This is a genomic window from Paenibacillus sp. NPDC101420 (assembly GCF_050277435.1).
GTDB lineage: Bacteria > Bacillota > Bacilli > Paenibacillales > Paenibacillaceae > Paenibacillus_AQ.
The window spans coordinates 1,033,585-1,056,286 of record NZ_JBNNSE010000001.1 but is presented as its reverse complement, the minus strand read 5'-3'; the positions used below and the strand labels follow the sequence as shown (position 1 = coordinate 1,056,286).

The following is a 22,702-nucleotide window of genomic DNA, read 5'->3' as shown; positions in this document are numbered from 1 at the left end:
TATTTTTTGATGACAATAGAAACGCTCTCCAATGCCTTGATGGGCAAAGGAGAGCGTTTTGTTTTATGCTCTCTTTTTTACAGGTTCGAGCAGATTTAATACATACTCATTTCCGCTGCCTTTGGGACTATCGTTACGGATATGCTCCTCAAGACATAATCTTGAATCGTGGTCAGCTTGATAATCAAGGTTATTATCCAAAAAACTCATCAGTGCTTGCCATGAGCCGTAGATATCATCACTGCTTTCCGTCATCGCATAGAGACCGCCGTCGAACCGCATCTCTTTAAGGTGGCTTGGTATTTCTACATTTTCAGGAATGGAGGCACAGAATCCATAGCCATAAGGGTTATTCTCACCACTAGGATGCGGATTTGTATTCCCGCCAAATAAACGTGCCGTCCCCAAGAGGTGTTTAACTTCCAACCATTCCAAGACAGGTAGCATAGCTTCATCCTCTGGGGATGTACTGACTGCAATGTTATAAGCAAATCTCATAGTTGGAAGTGTAATGAATCTTACATGGATAGGTGGAGAGTGTTTAATTGTTGTCATAGATAGAACCTCCTCATTCTCATTCAAATCATCCAATGTATTGCATGATTCTTCATTCAGCTCTAATAACAAATGGTTAGTTATGGACTCCTCCGTACGTGCGGATATTAATTGTAATAAGAAGCGGATTTCGCGATCTTTTTGTGTTAGCTTGGATTTCTCATTATGAATTGAAGCGGATTGCTGAAGAAGTGTTTCATACAAGGACTGTACGGACATGTTCTTTAGAACGGTTCCGATATCTTTAATACTAATATCAAGCTTTCTTAATAATGCAGTGATTTGAATGGCAAGGATTGCGTGCTCATCATAAATCCGCCAGCCCGAGCTAGCCTCACGGTGACTTTCAAATAATCCTTGTGCTTCCCAGTGACGCAACGTCCGACTCGTCAGTCCGATTTGCGTAGAAAGCTTATCAATGGTCACAAATTCACTCATAGACAACTCCCGTTCTATTGATTGATAAGGCGCCCTATGAGAAGTATTTTAGCACTTAACGTTACGTCAATTGCAATAGGATAGTTGTGAACGTGTACTCGACAAAATTTACATTTCTCATACAAAACTGTGTCCGGTATTTAATGTACAGCTTCTACAATTTAGATATTAGTAAAAAGTACCTATTGCCATATGAGGCTTTATACGGAGGATGATATTGTTGAAGGCTAGGTCTATGCATCTATCAATGAAGTGGAAGTTGATCTTGAGTTTTTCTGCCGTGGTACTATTCTTTCTAGGGGTAGCGCTATACCAAAACTATAAAATCAATCAAGTAGAAATCTCTATGGAAACACAAAAAATGGAGATGGAAAAAAGAATTACAGTATCCACCATTACTCAACTGCTTCAAGAAATGAACAGTGTGGAGACCTCTCTAGCGGGTTCTAGCGATTTAGAGTTTACTCAGCCTTTTAAAGACAAACAGACAAAGTTAATGGAAGAATTGGGCAAAGTGAAGTTTGAAGCAGATTCGCCAGCGTCTAAGGAGTTAGAACAGTTACATAATCAAGTTGGAGGATATACAGGCTATTTTGACGGATTAGTGAATACCCTAAAGGATGAGCAGCTTGATCCCATGGCCGTTCTGGAACGAATTGATGAATTACATACGAAGGCATTGGCTATGAATAAAGCTATGCTGGAGACCAATGAGAAACTATATACAGCAGCAGCAGAGAACGCAGAGAAGGCTCAAGACTATTCTTTTGATTTGTTAAATCTGACTAGTTCTATGGGGGCTTATGCAGCAATACTAGTATTCATTTTCACACTTATTATTGCTGTTATGCTTATTCGTTCCTTCCTGAACCCTATAAATAAGCTGCAAGTAGCTCTACGTAAAATTGCTGAGGGAGATTTGCGGCAGCAGATTAATTCGCCATATAATGATGAGCTAGGAAGTCTGAGTCATCATTTCGACCATATGGTGTTGCGGGTTCGAGAGATGCTTCAGCAGACCCAATCGGTAGCTTCTTCGCTCGCGACTTATTCGCACTCTTTTCAACAATCTTCATCGATCACCGCTCATACGAACCAAGAAATCGTAAGCACAATACAGGAAATCTCTGTAGGCGCTGAGCAGCAAGCCGGACAATCGGAGCAGAGCGCAAGCTTGATTCAGGAATTGGAACGGGAAGTTCATGAAATTACGGAATATACCGAGGTTATGCTCTCGACTAGTCAAACGGCTAATCACAATACTCGAAAAGGTTCCGAGTCCGTCATCGCTTTGCGCGAGGTATCAGAGCACTCACGTGAGTCTGTGAATAAAGTATATCTTGCTTTAACCAAATTGAGCGACCAATCGAAGGATATCTCCAGAATTACCAAATCGATTACAAACATTTCAAACCAGACCAACATTCTCTCACTAAATGCAGCGATTGAAGCAGCGCGGGCGGGAGTTTATGGGAAGGGCTTTGCTGTCATAGCAGATGAAGTGAGACAATTATCTGATCAGACCAAAGAGTCCTCCGTACATATCAGTCAGATTATTAACGAGCTGCAAGCAGGGATGGATGAATTTCAGAAATATATGCTGGAGACTAAAGGAAACCTTGAAGAGCAGGATCAAAAAGTGGCAGAAACGTTGTCGTCTTTTGAAGCGATAGATCAGTCGATCGTTGAGATTAGTAAGCAGATTGGGCAAATCCATGACAAGGTAGATATGACACAGACTATGAATCGTAGACTCGCAGAGTCTGTTCACAACGTAGCTGCCATTGCTGAGGAAACTGCGGCAGGGGTTCAGGAAGTGAATGCCTCTAGTGTGCAGCAGGACAACGCGATCCACGACATTGCCCGCCAAGCCGTTGAGATTAATGAGATTTCGCAAAAATTATTCAAGGAAATCAACGTCTTCAAGATTAATTCGGACATAGCAGACGAGATTATCGCTGGAGATGACAGTGACACATCTGGTGATGAAACACCTGAAGAACGCTCTTATTTGACAATCTCCGCATAGGGGAAGGTTTGATTGACAGGTCGTACATAGGGAGCGACTTGATTCACTAATTCAGTAACGTAAAAAGGTAGCGTAGAGGGGGAGCCTTTCTAACTACCTTTTTTGCGCGTTAAGTGTATTTAATACAGCTATTTAAGGATGTGATTTCCTCTATGAGAGTTTAGTTGTACTTAGTGCAGTTATTTCTCCGAGAAATGACTGTCAGTGGTGTTTAGCTAGTTTTTAATTGCACTGAATACAACTAAAGTCGAGAATAAGCTTGGCTAGCTTGATTTAGTTGTATAGAGTGCAGTTATCTGAAATGTTCGCAGAGGTTTTGTAAAATGAAAAAGCTACCACCTTCGTAGAAGATATCTACTTAGGGGTAGCTTTTGTCACATAGATGAATGAGTGAAGAGGGCTTGTGTGTGGGAGAAGTTATTCCTCGTAGGTTTTGTTCAGAGAGCTAACTAGCTCTGGGAGCCAGTTCTTTAGATTGAGAAACTTGTACCCCGCCGACTGGGCTTTTGTCGTATCCATAAACCAGGATTGTTCAATTCCGAAGGGTGACATATGCTCGTCTGCGGTTTGCTTCTGGATGATGGCGTGTTTCTCTGTTTCTTCTTCAATTATTGTGAGAATATCCTTAATTCTAACCGTACCGTCTGAGCAAGCGTTGAACGGTCCTGTCATAGTAGAGCTACAGCCTAGCCAATATAGGAAATCAGCAGCTTCATCCGAACGGATAAAGGAGATATGTGCTTCGGGATTCGGTATACCAATCGGCAACTCATTACGGACATGCTCAATATGAAAATGAAGTCTTCGCGTATAATCATCTATGCCCAGCACAATTGGAAAGCGAACCGCAGCGACTGGAAAGGTAGCCTGCTGCATGAAGACGGCTTCCGCCAGTCTTTTTCCCTCTTGATAGGTGAAATCATTTCGCCCTCCGTGGCGGATAGGGTAAGTTTCAGGATCGAAAATGTCCTCGATCAGCGCTTCTTCGCTGAAATCATAGACGGATAAACTTGAGGTGAGGATATACCGTTTCGTTTTACCATCAAAAATCCGGCGTGCCTGATCCGCTTCGTCCGGTGAATAACAAATATTATCGAACACGACATCCCATAGTGTATCTCCTACCGCCTGAGCGAGCTCGTTCGCTTGGAAACGGTCCGCATGGATCCGGTGAACGAGATCTCCAAAGGAATCGCTAGTTTCCCCGCGTGTAAGTATCGTTACATCGTTTACGGAATCTTGTAGCAATCGTTCAACTAACCTTTTTCCAAAAAAGCGCGTGCCGCCTAAGATAAGAATTTTCCTCATAAAATATCACTCCTAACTAACATTAATGTTTATTTATAAGTCTAATTAAAGGTTTCCGTAGAAAGCAGGGGAATTGTACCTTAAAGAGTGATGAGTGGTGATGAATGAAGCATAAAGATATGTGAGGAGATTTCATTAGTGTGATTGTACTTTGTGCAATAGAATTTAAACTATATAGGACATAATTTGATTCTATTGCACTTTATACAATCAAAAGATGAGAAATCGACTTATAAGTCACTTTTATTAAGAATCTATTGCAGATAGTGCAGTAGATTCGTTTTTTAGCGTTGATTTCATGGATTCTGTTGCACATTTTGCAACGTCACTAGCTCAAAGCTAAAACATCACCCAACTATACAACTCATCAAACTTCATTTAGCTAAGCTTACTCCAGTATTACGAAATAGCGTCACGAAAGACTAAGCCACCATCCGCATTCCTGGCTCGGAATAGTTCCAGCCCATAGAGCTGAATCCGCCAGATTGGAAAGGTTGAATTCTTTGGAAGCTCTGGAAGCTTTGGCTGGACACGGCCATTACAGTGTCTTGACTTTCATCTGCAAGGACAAGCTCAATCAACTCGGCGATTTGCCCTTGTTCATAGGCGGATGCAAGACGATTCAAGGCAATCTGTAATTCCGTATCCTGCAGTATGGAAGGACCGTCAGATTGAAGAAGCTCTTGTCTGACTGCAGGAAGGGCTTGCCGAGCTCGATGCAGAGCGGCTTTAACCGCTCCTTCCGTGGTGTCGAGGATTTCGGCAGCTTCGCTTCCGGAGTGCTCGAAAACATCGCGGAGCAGGAACACCGCTTGCTGCAGTGGAGACAGATGCTTCTGTAAGGCTTGAAAAGCAGCCTCAATCTCAAATAAACCATACCCTGCTGCTTCCTCTGTCCGTGGTTGATCCATTTCCAGCACTCGTGACAACGTGGCTTTTCGCCGCATAATATCTGTCCAGGTATTTCTGGCAATCCGCAGGAGTAGCGCCTCAGGATTCGGATGATTCGTTAGCAAGCTGAAATTCGTACGACTTGTATGTTCTGAATTATTGTTCATTTGACTTGTATCGTTCATATCGCTCTTCAGCTTCGAATGTTTGGAAGTCTTCATATAGCCCAGTGCTTTGACCCACGTATCCTGAGCCAAATCTTCGGCTTCCCACGGGGATTGTGTCAGTGCAAGGCAATACCGCTTCAGGGCCATTTGCAAAGACGTGGTATGATTCTCATCCGGTTCATGGCCGGCGCTAAGCTTCTCAAGGCTGATCACTCTGCATAACCCCTTTTCCGGTAAAGTGCTTTCGGTTACTTCTAATAATAAACGAATGAGCTCCAAATTAAGATACGCAATAATAAAAATAATATTTTGCCCGCTTAACGTATCCTATCCATAGACTAATCCGTTTACAGGGTAGATTTCAAATAAAATAAACGGATGGAGGTCGCATACGCATGGCGTACATTCCTTATGTCATTGAACAAACGAATCAAGGGGAAAGATCCTACGATATTTATTCGCGGCTCTTAAAGGACCGAATTGTGTTTGTAGGGGCGGAGATTGAGGATCAATTAGCGAATAGTGTTGTTGCCCAATTGCTGTTCTTATCAGCTGAGGATCCAGATAAAGATATACACATGTATATCAATAGTCCAGGGGGCTCCGTAACAGCGGGATTAAGTATTTATGACACAATGCAGCTCATTAAACCGCAAGTAAATACGATCTGCACAGGTATGGCGGCTTCCTTTGGCTCACTTCTATTGTTAGCTGGGGCTAAAGGTAAACGTTATGCGCTGCCTAATAGTGAGATTATGATTCACCAGCCACATGGTGGTGCGCAGGGGCAGGCCAGTGATATTGCGATTAGAGCCAAACGTATTTTGAAGCTACGGGAAGTGCTTGTCCAGATTACAGCGGACCGAACCGGACAGACGGTGGAAAAGGTACTACAAGATATGGATCGGGATTATTTTATGTCAGCCGAGGAAGCAGTGGAGTACGGGATTATCGACAAAGTTATCACAAATCTGTAAGTCGAAGGAGTGAAGTGAATGATGCTGGAAGCTTTGCAGGGCAAAGAGGTAACCATTTATTTTGTAGATGGCTCTAACGCTAGAAAAGGCATTTTGGAAACGGTAACTGAGAAGTTTATTAAATATCGGACAGAATTCGAGGAGCTTTATATTCCCATGACTTCCGTCTGTTCCATCACACTAGATACTAAAGGACGGGAACGCGCCCGTGTAGGATTTACACAATAACCATTATCAGATTTAAAAATAGGGTTAGGGAAGCTTTCCCTAACCCGTACTTTCACGAATTGCCAAATAATGAGCTACATTTGCATGATGCTGAATACCAGTTTCCCCTTTAATCAGCTTGATTAAAGTTCGGGTAGCAGTCATTCCAATCTCCGTTCCGGAGTATTCCACCGAGGACAGCTTGGGACGAACGACAGAAGCGATAAAGCTATTATCGAATCCGAACACCGCAACATCCTCTGGCACCCGAATACCGTTATCAATCAGAAAATTCATCGCCCCTACAGCTATCCAATCTGTGGAGCAAAAAACCGCAGTAGGTAGCTCCCCGCTATCCTTAATCCGGCGCATAGCGTCACTTCCATCTTCTACGGCCATTCCACTTTCTACTACCCATTCTTCTCTTAAGGTAATGCCTGCATCCATAAGCGCTTGTTGATAGCCGCGATATCGATCGCCACCCACTGCATTATCTCCAGATACCCGGATCATGCCGATACTTCTATGTCCTTTTTGAATCAGATAAGTAACGGCTTCATAGGAGGCGGTAACATTATCCAGATGGACAGAAGGGATCGAATCAATCTGAGATTGTTCTCCAACTAACACGCAAGGTGACCCGGATTTCTGGATAATCTCCAAATGCTCCTTACTCGGAACCGAGCCTACATATATATAACCCTCAGTCCCCATATGGTGGAATAAGTTCAAATAATGAAGTTCACTATTAACACTTCCGTCTGTTAACCCGACCAAAACATCATAACCATATAGCTCGGCGAGATCACGTATGCCAATATTGAAATCATCAAGCACGGTATTACTGTTCTGCGGAATAATGACACCAATCAGAGGTGTATCCGATCTACCTGCATCTGAACCGATGACATTAGGACGGTAATTCATTTGTTTCATGGCTTCTAATACACGCTTACGAACTTCCTCGTTTACCGGTTTGCTGTTATTGACAACCCTTGAAACGGTAGCTATTGAAACGTCAGCCATTTTGGCTATATCTTTAATTTTTACCTTCAAGAATATCACCATAACTTTCCAATCTTGTATTCGTTCTAGAATATATCGCAAGCATATCACGGATAGCTTCAAGAATCCAAAAGATTGTTATTGACCAGGAAAATAAAAGATCCTATAATGATCGCATAGGAAAATAATTTCCTTAAATAAACCCTGAATAGATAGTATTTTAGTCGATAATCTTAAGTTTTATTATGAAAATCACTAATTCGTGAATAAAATAGGAAAATATTTTCCTAAGAGGGTATATGAATACGAAGGAGCTGCATACATTGAACAGAACATGGTGGAAAGAAGCCACAGCGTATCAAATTTACCCACGGAGCTTTATGGATAGCAATGGCGATGGTGTTGGAGATCTGCAGGGAGTCATCTCAAAACTTGATTATTTACAGGACCTTGGCATCAATGTCATTTGGATCTGTCCTATTTATAAATCCCCGAACGATGATAATGGATATGATATTTCAGATTACCAGGATATTATGGCGGAGTTCGGCAGTATGGCTGATTTCGATCAGCTATTAAGCGAGGTTCATGCGCGGGGCATGAAGCTGATTCTGGATCTTGTCATTAACCATACTTCAGACGAACACCCTTGGTTTGTAGAAGCGCGTTCAAGCAAGGATAATGCTAAACGTGATTATTATATTTGGAGAGATCCTAAGGACGGAAAGGAACCGAATAACTGGGAGAGTATTTTCAGCGGTTCGATCTGGGAGCTTGACCCTGCTACAGAGCAATATTTCATGCATGTATTCTCCAAAAGACAGCCTGATCTCAACTGGGAGAATCCTGAAGTGCGTCAGGAATTATACGGTATGGTCAATTGGTGGCTAGATAAAGGGATCGACGGCTTCCGAGTGGATGCTATTTCACATATTAAGAAAATTCCAGGTCTTCCTGATCTGCCAAATCCAGATAATCTTCCGTTCGTTTCGTCCGGCGCGGGTCATATGAATCGGGAAGGAATTCACGATTTTCTTCAGGAGCTGAAACAGGAAACATTTGATCGTTATGACATTATGACCGTTGGTGAAGCGAGTGGTGTTAGTGTCGATCAAGCGGAAATGTGGGTAGGCGAGGAGCAGGGCAAATTCAATATGATTTTTCAATTCGAGCATTTAGCTCTTTGGAATAAGAGTGTTACGGGTGGCTTGGATGTTCTGCAGCTGAAATCAGCACTTTCCCGCTGGCAAAAAGGTCTTGAGGGTAGAGGCTGGAATGCATTATTTATCGAGAATCATGACCAACCACGTTCAGTTTCCACTTGGGGAAATGATGGCGAGTATTGGAAGACATCGGCCAAATCGCTGGCTACAATGTATTTCCTAATGCAAGGAACACCGTTTATTTATCAAGGTCAAGAAATTGGGATGACTAATGTACGATTTGATTCCATGGATGATTATGATGATGTGGCGATGAAGAACCTGTATCGTTTAGAGACAGAAGCCGGAAAATCACATGAAGAAGTAATGGAGGTTATCTGGAAGAACGGTCGCGACAATTCTAGAACGCCAATGCAATGGGATGACTCTGAGAACGCTGGTTTCAGTAGCGGCAAGCCTTGGATGAAGGTCAATCCTAATTTCACGGAGATCAATGTGGAGCGTGCGAAGCAGGACCCTGATTCCATCTACCATCATTATAAAAAGCTAATCGCACTTCGGGCCGCTAATCCTATTACCGTTTATGGAACCTATGATTTGATCCTGCCTGAAGATGAACGAATCTACGCTTATACTCGTACACTTGGCAATGAGAAATTACTGGTCATGTCAAACCTGACTTCAGAGGAAGCGCTGTTCGACCTTCCGTTTGAGTTGGAATTTGACTCCAGTGAGTTGCTGTTGAATAACTATGAAGTTGACCCTGCCGAGAAGATCGAGACAGTGGCATTACGCCCTTACGAATCTCGTGTGTATATGCTGGTTAACGCACCTGTAGAGCAAGAGGCAATTCGTGAGAGTGTGCCTGCAACAACGGTTTAATTATTTTAATAAACGCAAGAATGCCCCTCGGCCAATGGCTGAAGGGCATTCTTTTTATTAAATATCAATTATTTACTCTGTTCGCCATCATCCGTAGAAGATAAATCCGGCCGTTGCAGAATATAACTATTAGACATATTCAGGAGCCGCTGAACGGCATCAAATTGCGCTTGTGTTGAGCCGCCCTCAGTTTCAGAGCCGTCGATTAGGTTATAGTTATTTCCATCATCGTAATCAACACCAGTCAAGTACAAGCTTGTGTCATTAATAAAAGAACCAGTAGGAAGAAAATGTCTAACAGGTAGCAGATTGGTCTGTTGATTCATCAGATCTTCTCCGAAGTGGAGCTGGTCCTTCATAGAAATCCCTAACAGATTAGCTACGGTTGGTAAGATGTCAATCTGACCGCCAGTTTGGGTATACACAGTAGGTTGGTCTATGCCCGGGGCATGAACTATGAAAGGAACGTTAAACATATCGGTATATCCATACTCGTGTCCGACCATTTCCTCCATTAATGATTTCTCATTGCCGTCAAGGGAATACAGGGATACACCTTGATGATCTCCGTAGAAGACAATCACGCTATCGTCCCATAACCCGCTGGACTTCAGTTCGTCTAGAAATTGTCCCATGGCGTAATCCGCATAATTTTGGGCTAAAATATAGTCGCCGACTAAGGTCCCTTCGTACCGTTTAGGCAACGTCATTTTAAATTTAGATTCTGGCATTTTATAAGGGTGATGAGCGCTCATAGAAATGACCATCGCGTAAAAAGGATCGTCTTCCGCATCCATTTTGACTAATTCAGGAACGGTCTTGGCATACAGCACCTCATCGGAAGATCCAAATGCGATATGATCATCATCTCCATAGAAGGACTGATCGTAGTATTTATCAAAGCCTAGCACCTTGTATAAGGTTTTGCGATTCCAGAATTCTACGCTATTGGTGTGAAAGGTAGCCGTGTTATATCCATTAGCTTTCATCAGCTTAGGCAAACTTGGAAGTTCCTTAGTCATATAGTTGGACGAAGTGGCTACTTCGTGATGAGGAACATAGAGAGAGGTGTTCACAACAAACTCAGCATCCGATGTTGTTCCTTGCCCCGCATTTGTATAGAAGTTATTGAAATAATGTTCGCTTGAAATAAGTTTATTTAGATTGGGAGTTACTTCCTGTCCGTCAATGCTTAAGCCAAGCAGGAAATTCTGAAAAGATTCCATTTGCACTACAATGAGATTTTTACCTTGAGCCGCTGCCCAATACTTTGGTGAGACTGGCTCCGTAATTCCCTTTGTAGCGTCCACAGACTGCTGCGTAATTTCTTTGCTGTCGATCATTTCTTTCTTTTCTGTGGTGTCGGCAAAAATGGTATATACCTCGTAATTGAGAATCCCCATACGTTCTGCCTTTTTGTTCTCGTTCATACTGGCGTGATTCGGCCAAATATTAAAGACACAGATCGCAAGTGAAACACTGATGATCCCAAGCAAGGCAGTTCGGTTCATACGCCGGTTCATACCTCTTTCTTTCCAGATCGCAATATATTTGGGACGGAACATGAAGAACATGAAGACTACAATATCCACAAAAATGAACAAATAGTATGGATCCAGCAAGGAGTATGTGCTTTCTCCGACCTTGGTTACCTTATCTGCCTGTTGCAAAGCATGGTAAGTAGCAATTACGCCGTAATATTTGTAATACATCAGGACGGCAAAATAAATCACTGAAATTAATAAGTTCGCAATCATGTAATACAGAAACTTCCGTTTGGAAGCCATCCATTCAATGAGTCCAAAGACGATAAAGAAGAACGGGATCTCTGTGAGCAGCATGCTCCAATTAGGGCCGTCACTAAATACTACGAACCAGGCCACTGCGCATTTTAAGAGCAGGATAAAGCTAAAAATTAGAAAGGGCTTGTTTTTTATTTGAAAATCTTTTTTCACTCGTAATCATCCTCCCTGGTGCAAAACAAACTAAAATCCTGCATAACTCTGTATGTTGTGGGAATCCGTTGCAATATGCCGATGCTTATTATGCTCTTGAAGTTTTAGTGTGTCAAAAGACGGACGAGAGACCTAGAGCGCAGCAACAAGCGATTTATGCCATATAAACAGTTAAAATCAGCTTCAATCCTAAACTACAGGTTAAAGCGTATAAATTGATTTAAAAAATTACAGTTTCTCGCAACTTTACATAATATTCCACAGTCTATATAAGAAGATTGAATACAGTGGGGGTCTCTATTGTTGCAGATCAACAGTTTGACCCTACCGATTCTAAAAGGAGTGATCTTAAGTGGGAAGACAAATTTCAAGCATTAAAATTCAGATAAGACGAATAGGTATTGTAGTTGTTGGGGCAGCTATTATCCTAGCTACAGCCTCACCATTAATAGTAAAAGCGGACAGTGTTGTGAATTTCCCGGATGAAAAGAAGTTATTGTCTGGCATCACAGGGCTGGATGCGGGGGATAGAAGTGCTTATGCCATCACTGCGGATGGAACAGCCTGGGCTTGGGGTGGTGGATACGGTTCTATTGGTAATGGGGCAACCACGCCAGCGTATACTCCAGTCAAAATGCGCATCGATCATGTTAAGCGAGTTTCAGGTGGCTACCGTCATAATTTGATGTTGAAAGACGATGGAACAGTGTGGGCAGTAGGGGGGAACGAACATGGACAACTTGGCACTGGAGCGCAGTCCTCGACAGTCCTTGTAGAGCCGGTTCAAGTGAAGGGGCTAACGGATGTGATTTCTGTTTCAGCAGGAGACACACATAGCTTAGCGCTTCGAAAAGACGGAACGGTATGGGCGTGGGGAGGCAATGAGCAAGGAGAACTCGGTGATAATTCGGGGAAAAACGGGCTAACACCGGTGCAGGTGAAAGGACTACCCTCCATTTTAGCTATAGCTGCAGGATCGAATAATTCAGTGGCACTTGGAAACGGCGGAGAGGTGTGGGTATGGGGCTCATCTAAAACTAGAGGCATTAAAAAGGATGCGGTTCTAAAGCCTACCCTACTTAAAGGCGGCGGGGAGTACAGAGCTGTTGATACTGATGGGTGGAGTGGAGTAGCTTTGAGATGGGATGGTACCGTTTGGTTATGGAATAATTACACAGATATGAATCCGGGTGGAACTTTACAGCCGATTCAGATTCCAGGACTCACTGATGTCGTATCGATGACAACGGACTCTGCAGTAAAAGCCGATGGGACCGTATGGCAGTGGACAGTTGGCGATAAGAATAAGATGAATGTTAAACAGATTAGTGGTATTCAAAATGCAGTTTCGATTACCAGCGGGAACAGAAATCATTATGTGCTCTTAAAAGACGGTCATGTTCTTGCATGGGGGACGAATGAATTTGGACAGACTGGGTTGGGGGTTAGAGATTTTATGATTGACACGCCTCAGCCCGTGAAGAAATCGATAGAGGTCCTGTTGAACAATAGTAAAATGGATCTGACCATGCCTCCTTTACTGCTCAGCAATTCTACTTACGTTCCTTTAAGAGGAATATTTCAGCAAATGGGAGTGGATGTACGTTGGGACGTTCCATCGAGATCAGTTATTGCCGTGAAGGAATCTACCTCTACTACGCTGATCTTAAATTCGGTTAATGGACAAACGACAGTGAATGGAAAAGTGATAGCCACAGATCAAAAGCCAGTCTTTATTAATGATAGTGTATATGTACCTTTAAGACTGGTGAGTGAAATGTTAGGCGCTAAGGTAGAATGGGATGCCGAAGCTTATGCTGTTCAAATTCATTCCAATTAAATAGTGGTATTTTGACAGTAAGTATTATTTGTATTAGTATAACTAATACAAATAATACTTTTTTTGAATGGATGGATAATATGATTATTACGCTTGATTTTAACAGTGATACACCAATCTATGTACAGCTTCGTAATGAGATCGTGATTGGAATAGGCTCAGGTGAACTGGCGGATGGGGAGAAATTACCGACGGTGCGCCAAATGGCTGAAGATTTAGGGATAAATGCAATGACCGTGAACAAAGCGTACGCGATTTTGAAGAATGAAGGCTTCATATCGATAGATCGCAGGCATGGTGCTACAGTTGCTCCGATAGGGAATGGACAGCCAGAGTTTAAGGAGAAGCTGGAAAATGAACTACGGTTAGTCATCTCGGAGGCGAGTGTAAAAGGGATTGGCCGGGAGGAATTTATGCAAATGTGTGCCGGAATCTTTTCATCCGTATCGTTTAAGTCTACATCTATCACGGACTAGGGGGACACTCAGATGGCTATCGTCTTCTTTTGTATAGCTATATTTATTTTAGTTATTTTGTTTTTTACGTATATGAGTACTTTGAAGCTGAAGGATAATCTGTGGTTTGGGGTTAGTCTGCCGGTGTTTGCTCTTGAGGATGAACGTCTGCGCGAACTGCAAATTTCAACTGAGAAGAGGTATAAAAAATATGGACTCCTATCAGTTCTGGCTTTGATTCCTATCTTGTTCTTAAGCTCCTATCTCTCTTTCACACTGATCTTTTTTTATGTTTGGACGTGTGGAATGATGCTTCTGCTTCGAATTCCATTCCTTAAGGCACATCGTGCAGCGATAGAACTGAAACGGGAAAATGAGTGGTTCGTGGGAGAGAAGCGAATGGTTCGAATGGATACCAAGCTATCTCTGCTAAAAAAGAAAATGAGTCTTTCTTTATACTGGTACATAATCCCTGCACTGATTGCTGCGTTATCTTTTATGATTCCAGTTCCGGAGGATAGTATTGAAATTCTTCGAATGGCTGGTGGCATAGCGTTAGGGTTGACCGTATTTTTCTGTATTATTGCTATCTCCTTTAATCGAATGAAGCCTAAAGTTTACACGCATAATAGCGAGACTAATATCCTGCTTAACCAGGCTAATCGCAGATACTGGTCCTTTCTATGGTTTGGCATGGCGATCATCAATAGCTGTATCGCCGTAATTTCGGTGTATTCCTTATCCTTAAATGGAGCGGCTTCATCTATAGTATGGAGTTTGGGGGTCTTCTTTTTCTCCGTTATTCCGGTGACAGGTATTTTTTATGTACATAATAAATTGAAACAACTTGAAGCTGCGCTGCTAAAAGGTGATCATGAGATACTTTACACGGATGATGATGAATATTGGATTAATGGGACAACGTATAATAACCCCAATGATCGCTCTGTTATGGTTCCGAAGCGTCTTGGGATTGGTACTACGATTAATATTGGGACAAAAACGGGTAAGAGTATATATTACGGCCTCTTTGTATTCGTTGCATTGCTGTTGATCGGGACGGGTTGGATGGGCGTTCAGACTGATTTCTCAACACCTACCTTAACTACAGATACAAATGGAAGGGTCTCGATTGAATATCCGATGTACAATTACAGCTTTGCCATGAAGGATGTGCAAGAACTGACGCTTGTGGACAGCTTACCAAGAGGCCGAAGAACAAATGGTGTTGCGACGGATACAGTAGCCATTGGAAACTTTAAGTTTGACGGGTTTGGAAAAAGTAAGGTCTATCTTGTGAAAAATTCTCCGCCGTACATTGTGATCAAATTGTCAGATATATATGTGCTTTACAACAATAAGGATGCCACTGAAACTGAACGTCTCTACGCGGAGTTGAAAGGGTGGTGAGGTTTCTCATTGAACTTAAAATAAAACGTATGAAGTAGCCCCCTATTGTGATAGAATAATCTAGTTGTCCTAGTTTCCGGAAATTTACTCCATTCCAGCGATTTTCATTAGATATATAGGTGGATAATCGAGGAAATATGAGCATTCAAGAGTATTAACAAGAATCCTTGAAGATTTTACACAATAAACATCATTTTTTGTCGGTTTTTATTGATTTATTCAAAAATATTATGTATAATCAGCCTTGTTGATTTTGCAAATGGAATTTTAGGAGGTTTTTATTTTGGGAAAAGCGTTAATTATTGGCGCTGGCGGTGTTTCCAGTGTTGTTGTTCACAAATGCTGCCAGAACCCGGATGTATTTGAAGAGATCTGCATAGCTAGCAGAACTGTCGCGAAATGTGACGCTCTGAAAGATAAATTAGCCGGAGGCCGCACGAAGATTTCTACTGCTCAGGTCGATGCAGATAATACGGACGAAGTCATTGAACTGATCAAGAGCTTTGAGCCGGATGTCGTTATTAATGTCGCTCTCCCATATCAGGACCTGACAATCATGGATGCGTGCCTGGCAACAGGAGTGCATTATGTGGATACTGCCAACTATGAACCACAAGATACAGCGAAATTTGAATACTCTTGGCAGTGGGCTTACAAAGAAAGATTCGAAAAAGCAGGCCTTACCGCGTTGCTTGGTAGTGGATTTGATCCAGGTGTAACGGGCGTGTTCACAGCTTACGCTCAAAAGCACTATTTTGATGAGATTCATACCATTGATATTGTAGACGCCAATGCTGGTGATCACGGATATCCATTTGCAACAAACTTTAATCCTGAAATCAATATTCGTGAAATTACAGCCAATGGCCGCTATTTCGAGAATGGCGAGTGGATTGAAACTGCACCGCTTTCCGAGAAAAAAGTATACGATCTTCCGGAAATTGGACCAAAAGATATTTATCTTTTGTATCATGAAGAATTAGAGTCTTTGGCCGTTAACATTAAGGGTGTAAAGAAGATCCGTTTCTGGATGACCTTCTCGCAGAATTACCTGACTCACTTGAAAGTGCTTGAGAATGTGGGCATGACTTCTATCGAGCCTATCATGTATGAAGGAAAAGAGATCGTTCCTCTGCAATTCTTGAAGGCTATTTTACCGGACCCAGCTTCTTTGGGACCAAGAACAAAAGGCAAAACGAACATTGGATGTATCATCCAAGGAACTAAAGACGGAAAGCCAAAAACTTATTATGTATACAATGTTTGCGATCATGAAGAGTGCTATGCAGAGGTTGGCTCCCAAGCCATTTCTTACACTACAGGCGTTCCTGCAATGATCGGAGCGATGTTAATTATAAAAGGTATCTGGAAGAAGCCGGGCGTATTCAACGTTGAAGAGTTCGATCCAGATCCATTCATGGAAGCTTTAAATAAACATGGTCTGCCTTGGCAAGAAGATTTCTCGCCAACGCTGTTAGACTAAGGCGCGATAATGGATATAGATATCAGCGCGGTCCCGTCACCATGTTACCTTGTAGATGAAAGATTGCTTACACGTAATCTTGAGATTATGAATTCTGTACAGGAACGCACTGGAGCAAAGATTTTGCTCGCGCAAAAAGGCTTCTCCATGCATTCCTTGTATCCGTTAGTTGGGAAGTACTTGCATGGTGTAACCTCAAGCTCCTTGTTCGAAGCCAGACTTGGCTATGAAAAGATGGGCAAAGAGGTTCATGTGTATGCACCAGCTTATATAGATAGTGAGTTTGATGAGCTCCTTGGATACTCCGATCACATTGTGTTCAATTCTTTTGACCAGTGGAATCGATTCAAGGATCGCGTTAAGAATGCACCGAAACACATCAGCTGCGGCATTCGAGTGAACCCGGAATATTCCGAGATCGAAGTTCCGCTGTATGATCCGTGCTACAATTATTCCAGAATGGGAGTAACTCTCCCTAACTTCAGACCGGAAGAGCTTGAGGGCATTGATGGACTACACTTCCATACCATGTGCGAACAGAATTCGGATACACTTGAGCGTACGCTCAAGGTAGTCGAAGAGAAGTTCGGACCTTATCTCAAAGGAATGAAATGGCTTAATTTCGGTGGCGGTCATCATATTACACGCCCTGATTATGATCTGGAGACCCTGGTGAAGTGTATTCTACACATGAAAGAGACTTACGGTGTGGAAATCTATCTGGAGCCGGGAGAGGCAGTAGCTCTCAATACCGGATATCTGGTAGCTACCGTTCTTGATGTGATGCATAACGGAATGGACATTGCGATTCTCGATACCTCAGCAGAGTGCCACATGCCGGACGTACTGGCTATGCCGTACCGTCCGCACATTATCGATGCTGGACAACCTGGGGAATTTCCTTATACGTACAGATTAGGTGGAATGACTTGCCTTGCGGGAGATGTTATCGGAGATTATTCCTTCAAGGAGCCTTTGAAATACGGCGACAGACTCGTATTCCTTGATATGGCCCATTATTCCATGGTGAAGAACCATATGTTTAACGGTGTGAATCTGCCTTCTATTGTTAGTTACAATGAAGAAGAGGGAATCAAAGTAATCAAACAGTTTGCTTTCGAAGATTTCAGCGAACGTTTATCTTAAGATTAATAAAAAGGTGTCCCGTGATGGGACACCTTTTTTTGATTATTCCTTATTGCATCGTGATGGCGATGCGCTCCTCCTGTGGGAGCCACTCAACCTTTGCTCCGAGTTGCTCACTTATAAAGCGAAGTGGCAGATACATGGAACCGTTTACGATGAAGGGTAGTGTGGGAAGATTTACGGTTTTATTGTTCACCATTGTCGCTCCAGTTACACCGTTAATACTAATGGCGAGAGCCGGTTTATCTGTAGCGGTTCGTGTGATCATAATTTGTTTATCTATTGTTTTCGCAGCTGTAATGTTCTCTTTATAGGTAATTGTGGCACCTAATTTTTCGAACAGCGATCGAAGCGGGACGAAATTTTGTCCGTTTCTAGTAATAACTCCATTTGAGAGTGGTATAGATTCTCCGTTTAAGGAGATCGAAATAGGCTTTTGCACTGGAACGGGCCCGTTATGGCTGAATTCATAGTCGCCATAGCCTAGCTGTGCGTCCTTATTGACCCCCCAGCCCCAGAGTGAGCCGTCTTTCTTTTGCATGATGAGATGTCGTCCGCCTTTCTTTAGGCTGCTTACTTCTTTTTCGAGAAGTGTGAATTTTGAATCTGCGGGCATCATTTCGTTTTCAATAGAAGTTTGATAGACGTTTCCTTCCCCGGTTAACGCAACAATAGAGCGTTCTACGATGTAAGCATCAACTACATTCTTGATCCCTTTTAGAAGAATCGGTGGTTGTTCATGATAGGTTGTTCCGTCTGAGGAACCTGTAATAGTAGCGCCCCAGAACCATAATTGAGAGGACCCATCAATGGCTAATAGGCTGTTCTGATTTCCTTTTAAACTTTTAATATTACTGATTCCCTTGAGAGGAGTCGCAGATAGATCTATTGGAGCTCCCTGGTTCTTGTAATAATCTTGGACTGGCCAACTCCATATGGAGCCGTCCTTCTTAAGTGCAAGATTGTTTTTGATTTGAATAATATCCGTTAAATTCTGGATAGTTTCGAAGCTTTCGAAGTCATCGCGTGTAGTAGAAACAGTTCCATCTTTCTTTAAGAACACGTAACGTGTCCAGCTCTTATGAAGATCAGACTCATAGTAACCGCCCACAGCAGCCACGTTATCGACGCCGGAAACCGGTGTGAACGCGGAGGTAGTAAGTCCATCGGATGAAAGGGGGGCGCTTAGAATCGTCCCGTCTCCTTTAAGGGCTATCGTTCTATTTCCCGTCATGAACATATCGACCAGATTGTCTAGCTCTTGAACGGGGGTCACTTTAACAGCTTCAGAGTATGCCGATGTTCTCCATTGCCAGACCGAAAGGTCTTTCTTCATTACATATTGGGAACCAAAGTATGCTTGTACCTCATTCAGGTCATGGATTTGCGTAGGGACGGAGCGGTTACCTCCCCATACCCAGAAGGAACCATCTGTTTTGGTCAGATAATCCGCGCCATACGAAGTGAGGTTGGTAGTCGTGGTTGTGTTCTCTGCAGCTGCAGCTGCGCTTACGTTACAGGCGAGGCTTAATACTAGAAGAGCACTAACCATGCTGATCCATTTTTTTTTCATAGGAATACCTCTCTTTTTCTTATTAGATAAGTTTGATATGTTCACGATATAATCCATTATCTTACATTTAGACGCTAGAACTACTGGAAAAGTTTCTTCATATTTACCCGCTCACAAGAAAGGTCTCATGTGATACAATAATTTAGTCTGTTTTAAATAAAGAAAGTATAAGTTTCACACTATACTTTATCCTTATATTTCTCGCATACACACTTACCGTCCTTATAAAGACGCCGAGGGCGTTTATGCTTGATTAGCTATTGAAAGGTTCGTATCTGAGGAGGAAGTCAGCGTCAATGAGACATGCACCGTTTATTGCAGTGGAAGGCCCAATCGGGGCTGGAAAAACAACATTAGCGTCTATGCTAGCAGAGGAGTTAAATTTACCGATCATTAAAGAGATTGTCGATGAGAATCCGTTTCTAGCTAAATTTTATGAGAACATGGACGATTGGAGCTTTCAACTGGAGATGTTTTTTCTCTGTAATCGGTATAAACAGCTTGAAGATACCGTTACACAATACATAGATAAAGGGATCCCGGTCATTTCGGATTACCATATTTATAAGAACCTGATCTTTGGAGAACGAACGCTGAATGGAACGAAACGTGAAAAGTATCGGCAAATTTATCATGTGCTTACGGATGACCTGCCAAAGCCAAATATTATCCTCTATATTAAGGCCAATTTAGATACGTTATTAACCAGAATTGAAAAACGTGGGCGGCCCTTTGAAGAGGGGATGGATACTGCGTATTTGGAGCAATTAATTAAAGATTATGATGACGCGATGGCCGCTCTTGCCATTCAGGAGCCTTCGACCGTTATTATTACCATTGATGGAAATGCAGTCGATTTCGTGGAGAATCCAGAACACTTCACTGAAATTGTCTCTTATATAAAGGAGCTAATGAAATGAATTCATATCATATCCCGGAAAATGCCATAATTACCGTGGCTGGAACTGTCGGGGTGGGGAAATCCACTTTAACAGGCGCCTTGGCCAAAAGACTTAATTTTCAAACCTCGCTAGAGCAGGTCGATCACAATCCTTATCTCGAAAAGTTCTATCATGATTTTGAGAGATGGAGCTTTCACTTGCAAATCTATTTTCTTGCCGAACGTTTCAAAGAGCAGAAGAAGATGTTCGAACTCGGCGGTGGTTTTGTTCAGGACCGTTCCATCTATGAAGACACCGGTATTTTTGCGAAAATGCATGCAGATCAAGGTACAATGTCCAAAACGGATTATGAAACCTACACCAGCTTGTATGAAGCTATGGTTATGACGCCTTACTTCCCGCACCCTGATGTGTTGATTTATATTGAAGGCAGCCTGCCTTCCATCCTGACCCGAATTAATGAACGTGGCCGTGAGATGGAAATTCAAACGGATGTTTCCTACTGGGAGCATATGCATGGCAGATATTCGAAATGGATCAATGAGTTTACAGCTTGCCCAGTGCTTCGTTTGAACATTGATGATTATGATGTAAATGATGAGACTTCGATGTCTGATATTCTTGTGAAGGTGGGCAATGCGATTCGTAAGCCTGCTGATAAAATATAATAATTAATGGTTAGGAGCCCCCAGGATTTGGGGGCTGTTTTTTATGAAATCAGAAAGCGGATTAAGCGATATAAACTGAGTTTGAGGGATGATTTGTAAAAATAAAAAAAGACCCAAATCATAGATATGGGTCTAATAGGGAAGTGTCAGTTGTCCTAGTAATAAAATACGAAAAGCAATCCAAATTGGTGTGGACATTGTAGTATGCTCAAGGGCGGCACCCTATAATTATAGCCCTTTTTTCTGGATATAGATTCCAGTCTAGCGAAAACTAGTTATTGGTCCATGACTAAAATTAATAAGATGCGTACACTGAACTATCTTTATAGGGAGGTGTACGTATTGAGTTGTCCAGACGATAAAAAATGTCATAAGAAAAAAATCGCCACTGTATATCCTTCGAAAAGAAAAAGAAAAGAACATCGTCGAAAAGTTATTAAGAAGATTGTACAAGTCACATGTCCTCCGCCCGAAGTAAATGTTACCACTCCAACAGTCGTTGGTGCTACAGGACCTCAAGGAGCACAAGGAATCCAAGGAGTACAAGGGGCCCAAGGAGTACCAGGACCCCAAGGAGCACGAGGAATCCAAGGAGCAGAAGGACCTCAAGGTCCCGCCGGTGGGCCCCCAGGACCCCAAGGACCGCAAGGTCAACCTGGACCAGCGGGAGCAATAGGTCCACAGGGTGTAGCGGGACCCGTTGGTCCTCAGGGTGCGCAAGGAGTGCCGGGTGCACAAGGTGCCGTAGGTCCTCAGGGACCGCAAGGTTTACCTGGTCCTGCAGGAGCAATAGGACCACAAGGTTTTGTGGGAGCAACCGGATCGACTGGAGCGGCTGGAGCACCGGGGGCAGTGGGAGCAACCGGAGCGGCAGGAGCAGCAGGAGCAGCAGGAGCACCGGGAGCCGCGGGAGCGACAGGGGCAACTGGAGCGGCAGGAGCGCCAGGGGTAGCGGGAGCAACCGGAGCAGCAGGAGCGCCGGGAGCCGCGGGAGCAACTGGAGCGGCAGGAGCGCCGGGAGCCGCGGGAGCAACCGGAGCAACCGGGGCACCAGGAGCGGCCGGAGCAGCAGGAGCAACCGGGGCACCAGGAGCAGCAGGAGCAACCGGAGCACCAGGAGCAGCAGGGGCAGCAGGAGCAACCGGGGCACCAGGAGCGGCCGGAGCAACCGGTGCGACAGGAGTCGCAGGAGCAACCGGAGCGACCGGAGCAGCAGGAGGAGTATTAGGTTTTGCTGATTTTTTTGCCCTGATGCCCCCTGATAATGCAGCAACTGTAGCACCGGGCACAGACGTGAGTTTTCCTCAAAATGGCCCTACCAGCGGGACGACGATTGCACGAACGGGCCCTAGTTCTTTTAATTTAGCGGCAATAGGGACTTATCAGGTGTTGTTTCAGGTTAGTGTAACCGAAGCAGGCCAACTCATCTTGACTCTTAATGGCGCAGATCTGGCCTATACGGTAGTTGGACGTGCGACAGGTACATCAGAAATCGTAGAAATGGCTATAGTGCAAACAACGGTCATTAACACCATACTGACAGTTCGGAATCCTGCTGGCAATTCCACTGCACTTACTATTACTCCTCTTGCTGGAGGAACAAGATCTGTTTCAGCTCATCTCGTTATTACACAATTAGCATAGCGAA

General features: G+C 43.3%; 18 protein-coding genes. 12 read left to right on the top strand and 6 right to left on the bottom strand.

The window, feature by feature from the left end:
* Positions 1–63: 63 nt before the first annotated feature.
* Positions 64–993, bottom strand: a complete 930-nt coding sequence (locus tag ACQKMP_RS04915) for a MerR family transcriptional regulator (RefSeq protein ID WP_379422270.1) — start codon at positions 991–993, stop codon at positions 64–66.
* Positions 994–1,228: 235 nt separating this feature from the next.
* Between ACQKMP_RS04915 and ACQKMP_RS04910 the strand changes: the two genes are divergently transcribed.
* Positions 1,229–3,022 (top strand): methyl-accepting chemotaxis protein, encoded by a 1,794-nt coding sequence (locus tag ACQKMP_RS04910; RefSeq protein WP_427468920.1) that lies wholly within the window; start codon positions 1,229–1,231, stop codon positions 3,020–3,022.
* 417 nt (positions 3,023–3,439) lie between these two features.
* Here ACQKMP_RS04910 and ACQKMP_RS04905 read toward each other — a convergent pair whose 3' ends face one another.
* A complete protein-coding gene (locus ACQKMP_RS04905; RefSeq protein ID WP_427468919.1) occupies positions 3,440–4,330 on the bottom strand; it encodes an NAD-dependent epimerase/dehydratase family protein in 891 nt (296 codons plus the stop codon).
* Between the two features lie 422 nt (positions 4,331–4,752).
* A complete protein-coding gene (locus tag ACQKMP_RS04900; RefSeq protein ID WP_427468918.1) occupies positions 4,753–5,601 on the bottom strand; it encodes an RNA polymerase sigma factor in 849 nt (282 codons plus the stop codon).
* A 182-nt stretch (positions 5,602–5,783) separates the two neighbouring features.
* Between ACQKMP_RS04900 and clpP the strand changes: the two genes are divergently transcribed.
* Both clpP and ACQKMP_RS04890 read left to right on the top strand, forming a co-directional pair.
* Positions 5,784–6,365, top strand: a complete 582-nt coding sequence (gene clpP, locus ACQKMP_RS04895; RefSeq protein WP_339246745.1) for an ATP-dependent Clp endopeptidase proteolytic subunit ClpP — start codon at positions 5,784–5,786, stop codon at positions 6,363–6,365.
* 18 nt (positions 6,366–6,383) lie between these two features.
* Positions 6,384–6,593 (top strand): hypothetical protein, encoded by a 210-nt coding sequence (locus tag ACQKMP_RS04890; protein WP_231573413.1) that lies wholly within the window; start codon positions 6,384–6,386, stop codon positions 6,591–6,593.
* A gap of 39 nt (positions 6,594–6,632) precedes the next feature.
* Here the strand turns inward: ACQKMP_RS04890 and ACQKMP_RS04885 are convergent, their stop codons facing one another.
* Positions 6,633–7,628 (bottom strand): LacI family DNA-binding transcriptional regulator, encoded by a 996-nt coding sequence (locus ACQKMP_RS04885; protein WP_256716226.1) that lies wholly within the window; start codon positions 7,626–7,628, stop codon positions 6,633–6,635.
* Positions 7,629–7,900: 272 nt separating this feature from the next.
* Here ACQKMP_RS04885 and ACQKMP_RS04880 point away from each other — a divergent pair, with 272 nt between their 5' ends.
* Entirely contained in the window at positions 7,901–9,622 is a 1,722-nt protein-coding gene (locus tag ACQKMP_RS04880; RefSeq protein WP_427468917.1) for a glycoside hydrolase family 13 protein, read from the top strand.
* A gap of 68 nt (positions 9,623–9,690) precedes the next feature.
* Here ACQKMP_RS04880 and ACQKMP_RS04875 read toward each other — a convergent pair whose 3' ends face one another.
* Positions 9,691–11,577: an LTA synthase family protein gene (locus tag ACQKMP_RS04875; RefSeq protein WP_427468916.1), complete on the bottom strand. Its 1,887-nt coding sequence runs from the start codon at positions 11,575–11,577 to the stop codon at positions 9,691–9,693.
* Between the two features lie 352 nt (positions 11,578–11,929).
* Here ACQKMP_RS04875 and ACQKMP_RS04870 point away from each other — a divergent pair, with 352 nt between their 5' ends.
* From ACQKMP_RS04870 to nspC, 5 genes are all read left to right on the top strand, one after another.
* Positions 11,930–13,417, top strand: a complete 1,488-nt coding sequence (locus tag ACQKMP_RS04870; protein WP_427468915.1) for a stalk domain-containing protein — start codon at positions 11,930–11,932, stop codon at positions 13,415–13,417.
* Between the two features lie 80 nt (positions 13,418–13,497).
* A complete protein-coding gene (locus ACQKMP_RS04865; protein ID WP_340968592.1) occupies positions 13,498–13,893 on the top strand; it encodes a GntR family transcriptional regulator in 396 nt (131 codons plus the stop codon).
* Between the two features lie 12 nt (positions 13,894–13,905).
* Complete coding sequence (locus ACQKMP_RS04860) at positions 13,906–15,282, top strand: DUF5808 domain-containing protein (RefSeq protein ID WP_427468914.1); 1,377 nt, start codon at positions 13,906–13,908, stop codon at positions 15,280–15,282.
* A gap of 283 nt (positions 15,283–15,565) precedes the next feature.
* A complete protein-coding gene (locus tag ACQKMP_RS04855; RefSeq protein ID WP_042126167.1) occupies positions 15,566–16,765 on the top strand; it encodes a saccharopine dehydrogenase family protein in 1,200 nt (399 codons plus the stop codon).
* 9 nt (positions 16,766–16,774) lie between these two features.
* Complete coding sequence (gene nspC, locus ACQKMP_RS04850) at positions 16,775–17,911, top strand: carboxynorspermidine decarboxylase (RefSeq protein WP_339246762.1); 1,137 nt, start codon at positions 16,775–16,777, stop codon at positions 17,909–17,911.
* 49 nt (positions 17,912–17,960) lie between these two features.
* Here the strand turns inward: nspC and ACQKMP_RS04845 are convergent, their stop codons facing one another.
* On the bottom strand, positions 17,961–19,484 hold the full coding sequence (locus ACQKMP_RS04845; protein WP_427468913.1) for a stalk domain-containing protein: 1,524 nt from the start codon (positions 19,482–19,484) through the stop codon (positions 17,961–17,963).
* A gap of 296 nt (positions 19,485–19,780) precedes the next feature.
* Here ACQKMP_RS04845 and ACQKMP_RS04840 point away from each other — a divergent pair, with 296 nt between their 5' ends.
* The 3 genes from ACQKMP_RS04840 (at position 19,781) to ACQKMP_RS04830 (ending at position 22,698) form a co-directional block, all read left to right on the top strand.
* The gene (locus tag ACQKMP_RS04840; protein ID WP_042186703.1) at positions 19,781–20,404 is read left to right on the top strand and encodes a deoxynucleoside kinase; all 624 of its coding nucleotides are present in this window, start codon (positions 19,781–19,783) and stop codon (positions 20,402–20,404) included.
* Positions 20,401–21,054, top strand: a complete 654-nt coding sequence (locus ACQKMP_RS04835; RefSeq protein WP_042186705.1) for a deoxynucleoside kinase — start codon at positions 20,401–20,403, stop codon at positions 21,052–21,054. Before ACQKMP_RS04840 ends, ACQKMP_RS04835 begins: the two co-directional genes overlap by 4 nt.
* Before the next feature lie 342 nt (positions 21,055–21,396).
* Positions 21,397–22,698, top strand: a complete 1,302-nt coding sequence (locus ACQKMP_RS04830) for a collagen-like protein (protein WP_427468912.1) — start codon at positions 21,397–21,399, stop codon at positions 22,696–22,698.
* Positions 22,699–22,702 lie beyond the last annotated feature (4 nt).

Coding starts and splice junctions, on each gene's coding strand:
- ACQKMP_RS04860 (WP_427468914.1), top strand. CDS start 13,906: ATGGCTATCGTCTTCTTTTGTATAGCTATATTTATTTTAGTTATTTTG.
- ACQKMP_RS04865 (WP_340968592.1), top strand. CDS start 13,498: ATGATTATTACGCTTGATTTTAACAGTGATACACCAATCTATGTACAG.
- ACQKMP_RS04915 (WP_379422270.1), bottom strand. CDS start 993: ATGAGTGAATTTGTGACCATTGATAAGCTTTCTACGCAAATCGGACTG.
- ACQKMP_RS04890 (WP_231573413.1), top strand. CDS start 6,384: ATGATGCTGGAAGCTTTGCAGGGCAAAGAGGTAACCATTTATTTTGTA.
- ACQKMP_RS04905 (WP_427468919.1), bottom strand. CDS start 4,330: ATGAGGAAAATTCTTATCTTAGGCGGCACGCGCTTTTTTGGAAAAAGG.
- ACQKMP_RS04835 (WP_042186705.1), top strand. CDS start 20,401: ATGAATTCATATCATATCCCGGAAAATGCCATAATTACCGTGGCTGGA.
- ACQKMP_RS04845 (WP_427468913.1), bottom strand. CDS start 19,484: ATGAAAAAAAAATGGATCAGCATGGTTAGTGCTCTTCTAGTATTAAGC.
- ACQKMP_RS04840 (WP_042186703.1), top strand. CDS start 19,781: ATGAGACATGCACCGTTTATTGCAGTGGAAGGCCCAATCGGGGCTGGA.
- clpP (WP_339246745.1), top strand. CDS start 5,784: ATGGCGTACATTCCTTATGTCATTGAACAAACGAATCAAGGGGAAAGA.
- ACQKMP_RS04910 (WP_427468920.1), top strand. CDS start 1,229: ATGCATCTATCAATGAAGTGGAAGTTGATCTTGAGTTTTTCTGCCGTG.
- nspC (WP_339246762.1), top strand. CDS start 16,775: ATGGATATAGATATCAGCGCGGTCCCGTCACCATGTTACCTTGTAGAT.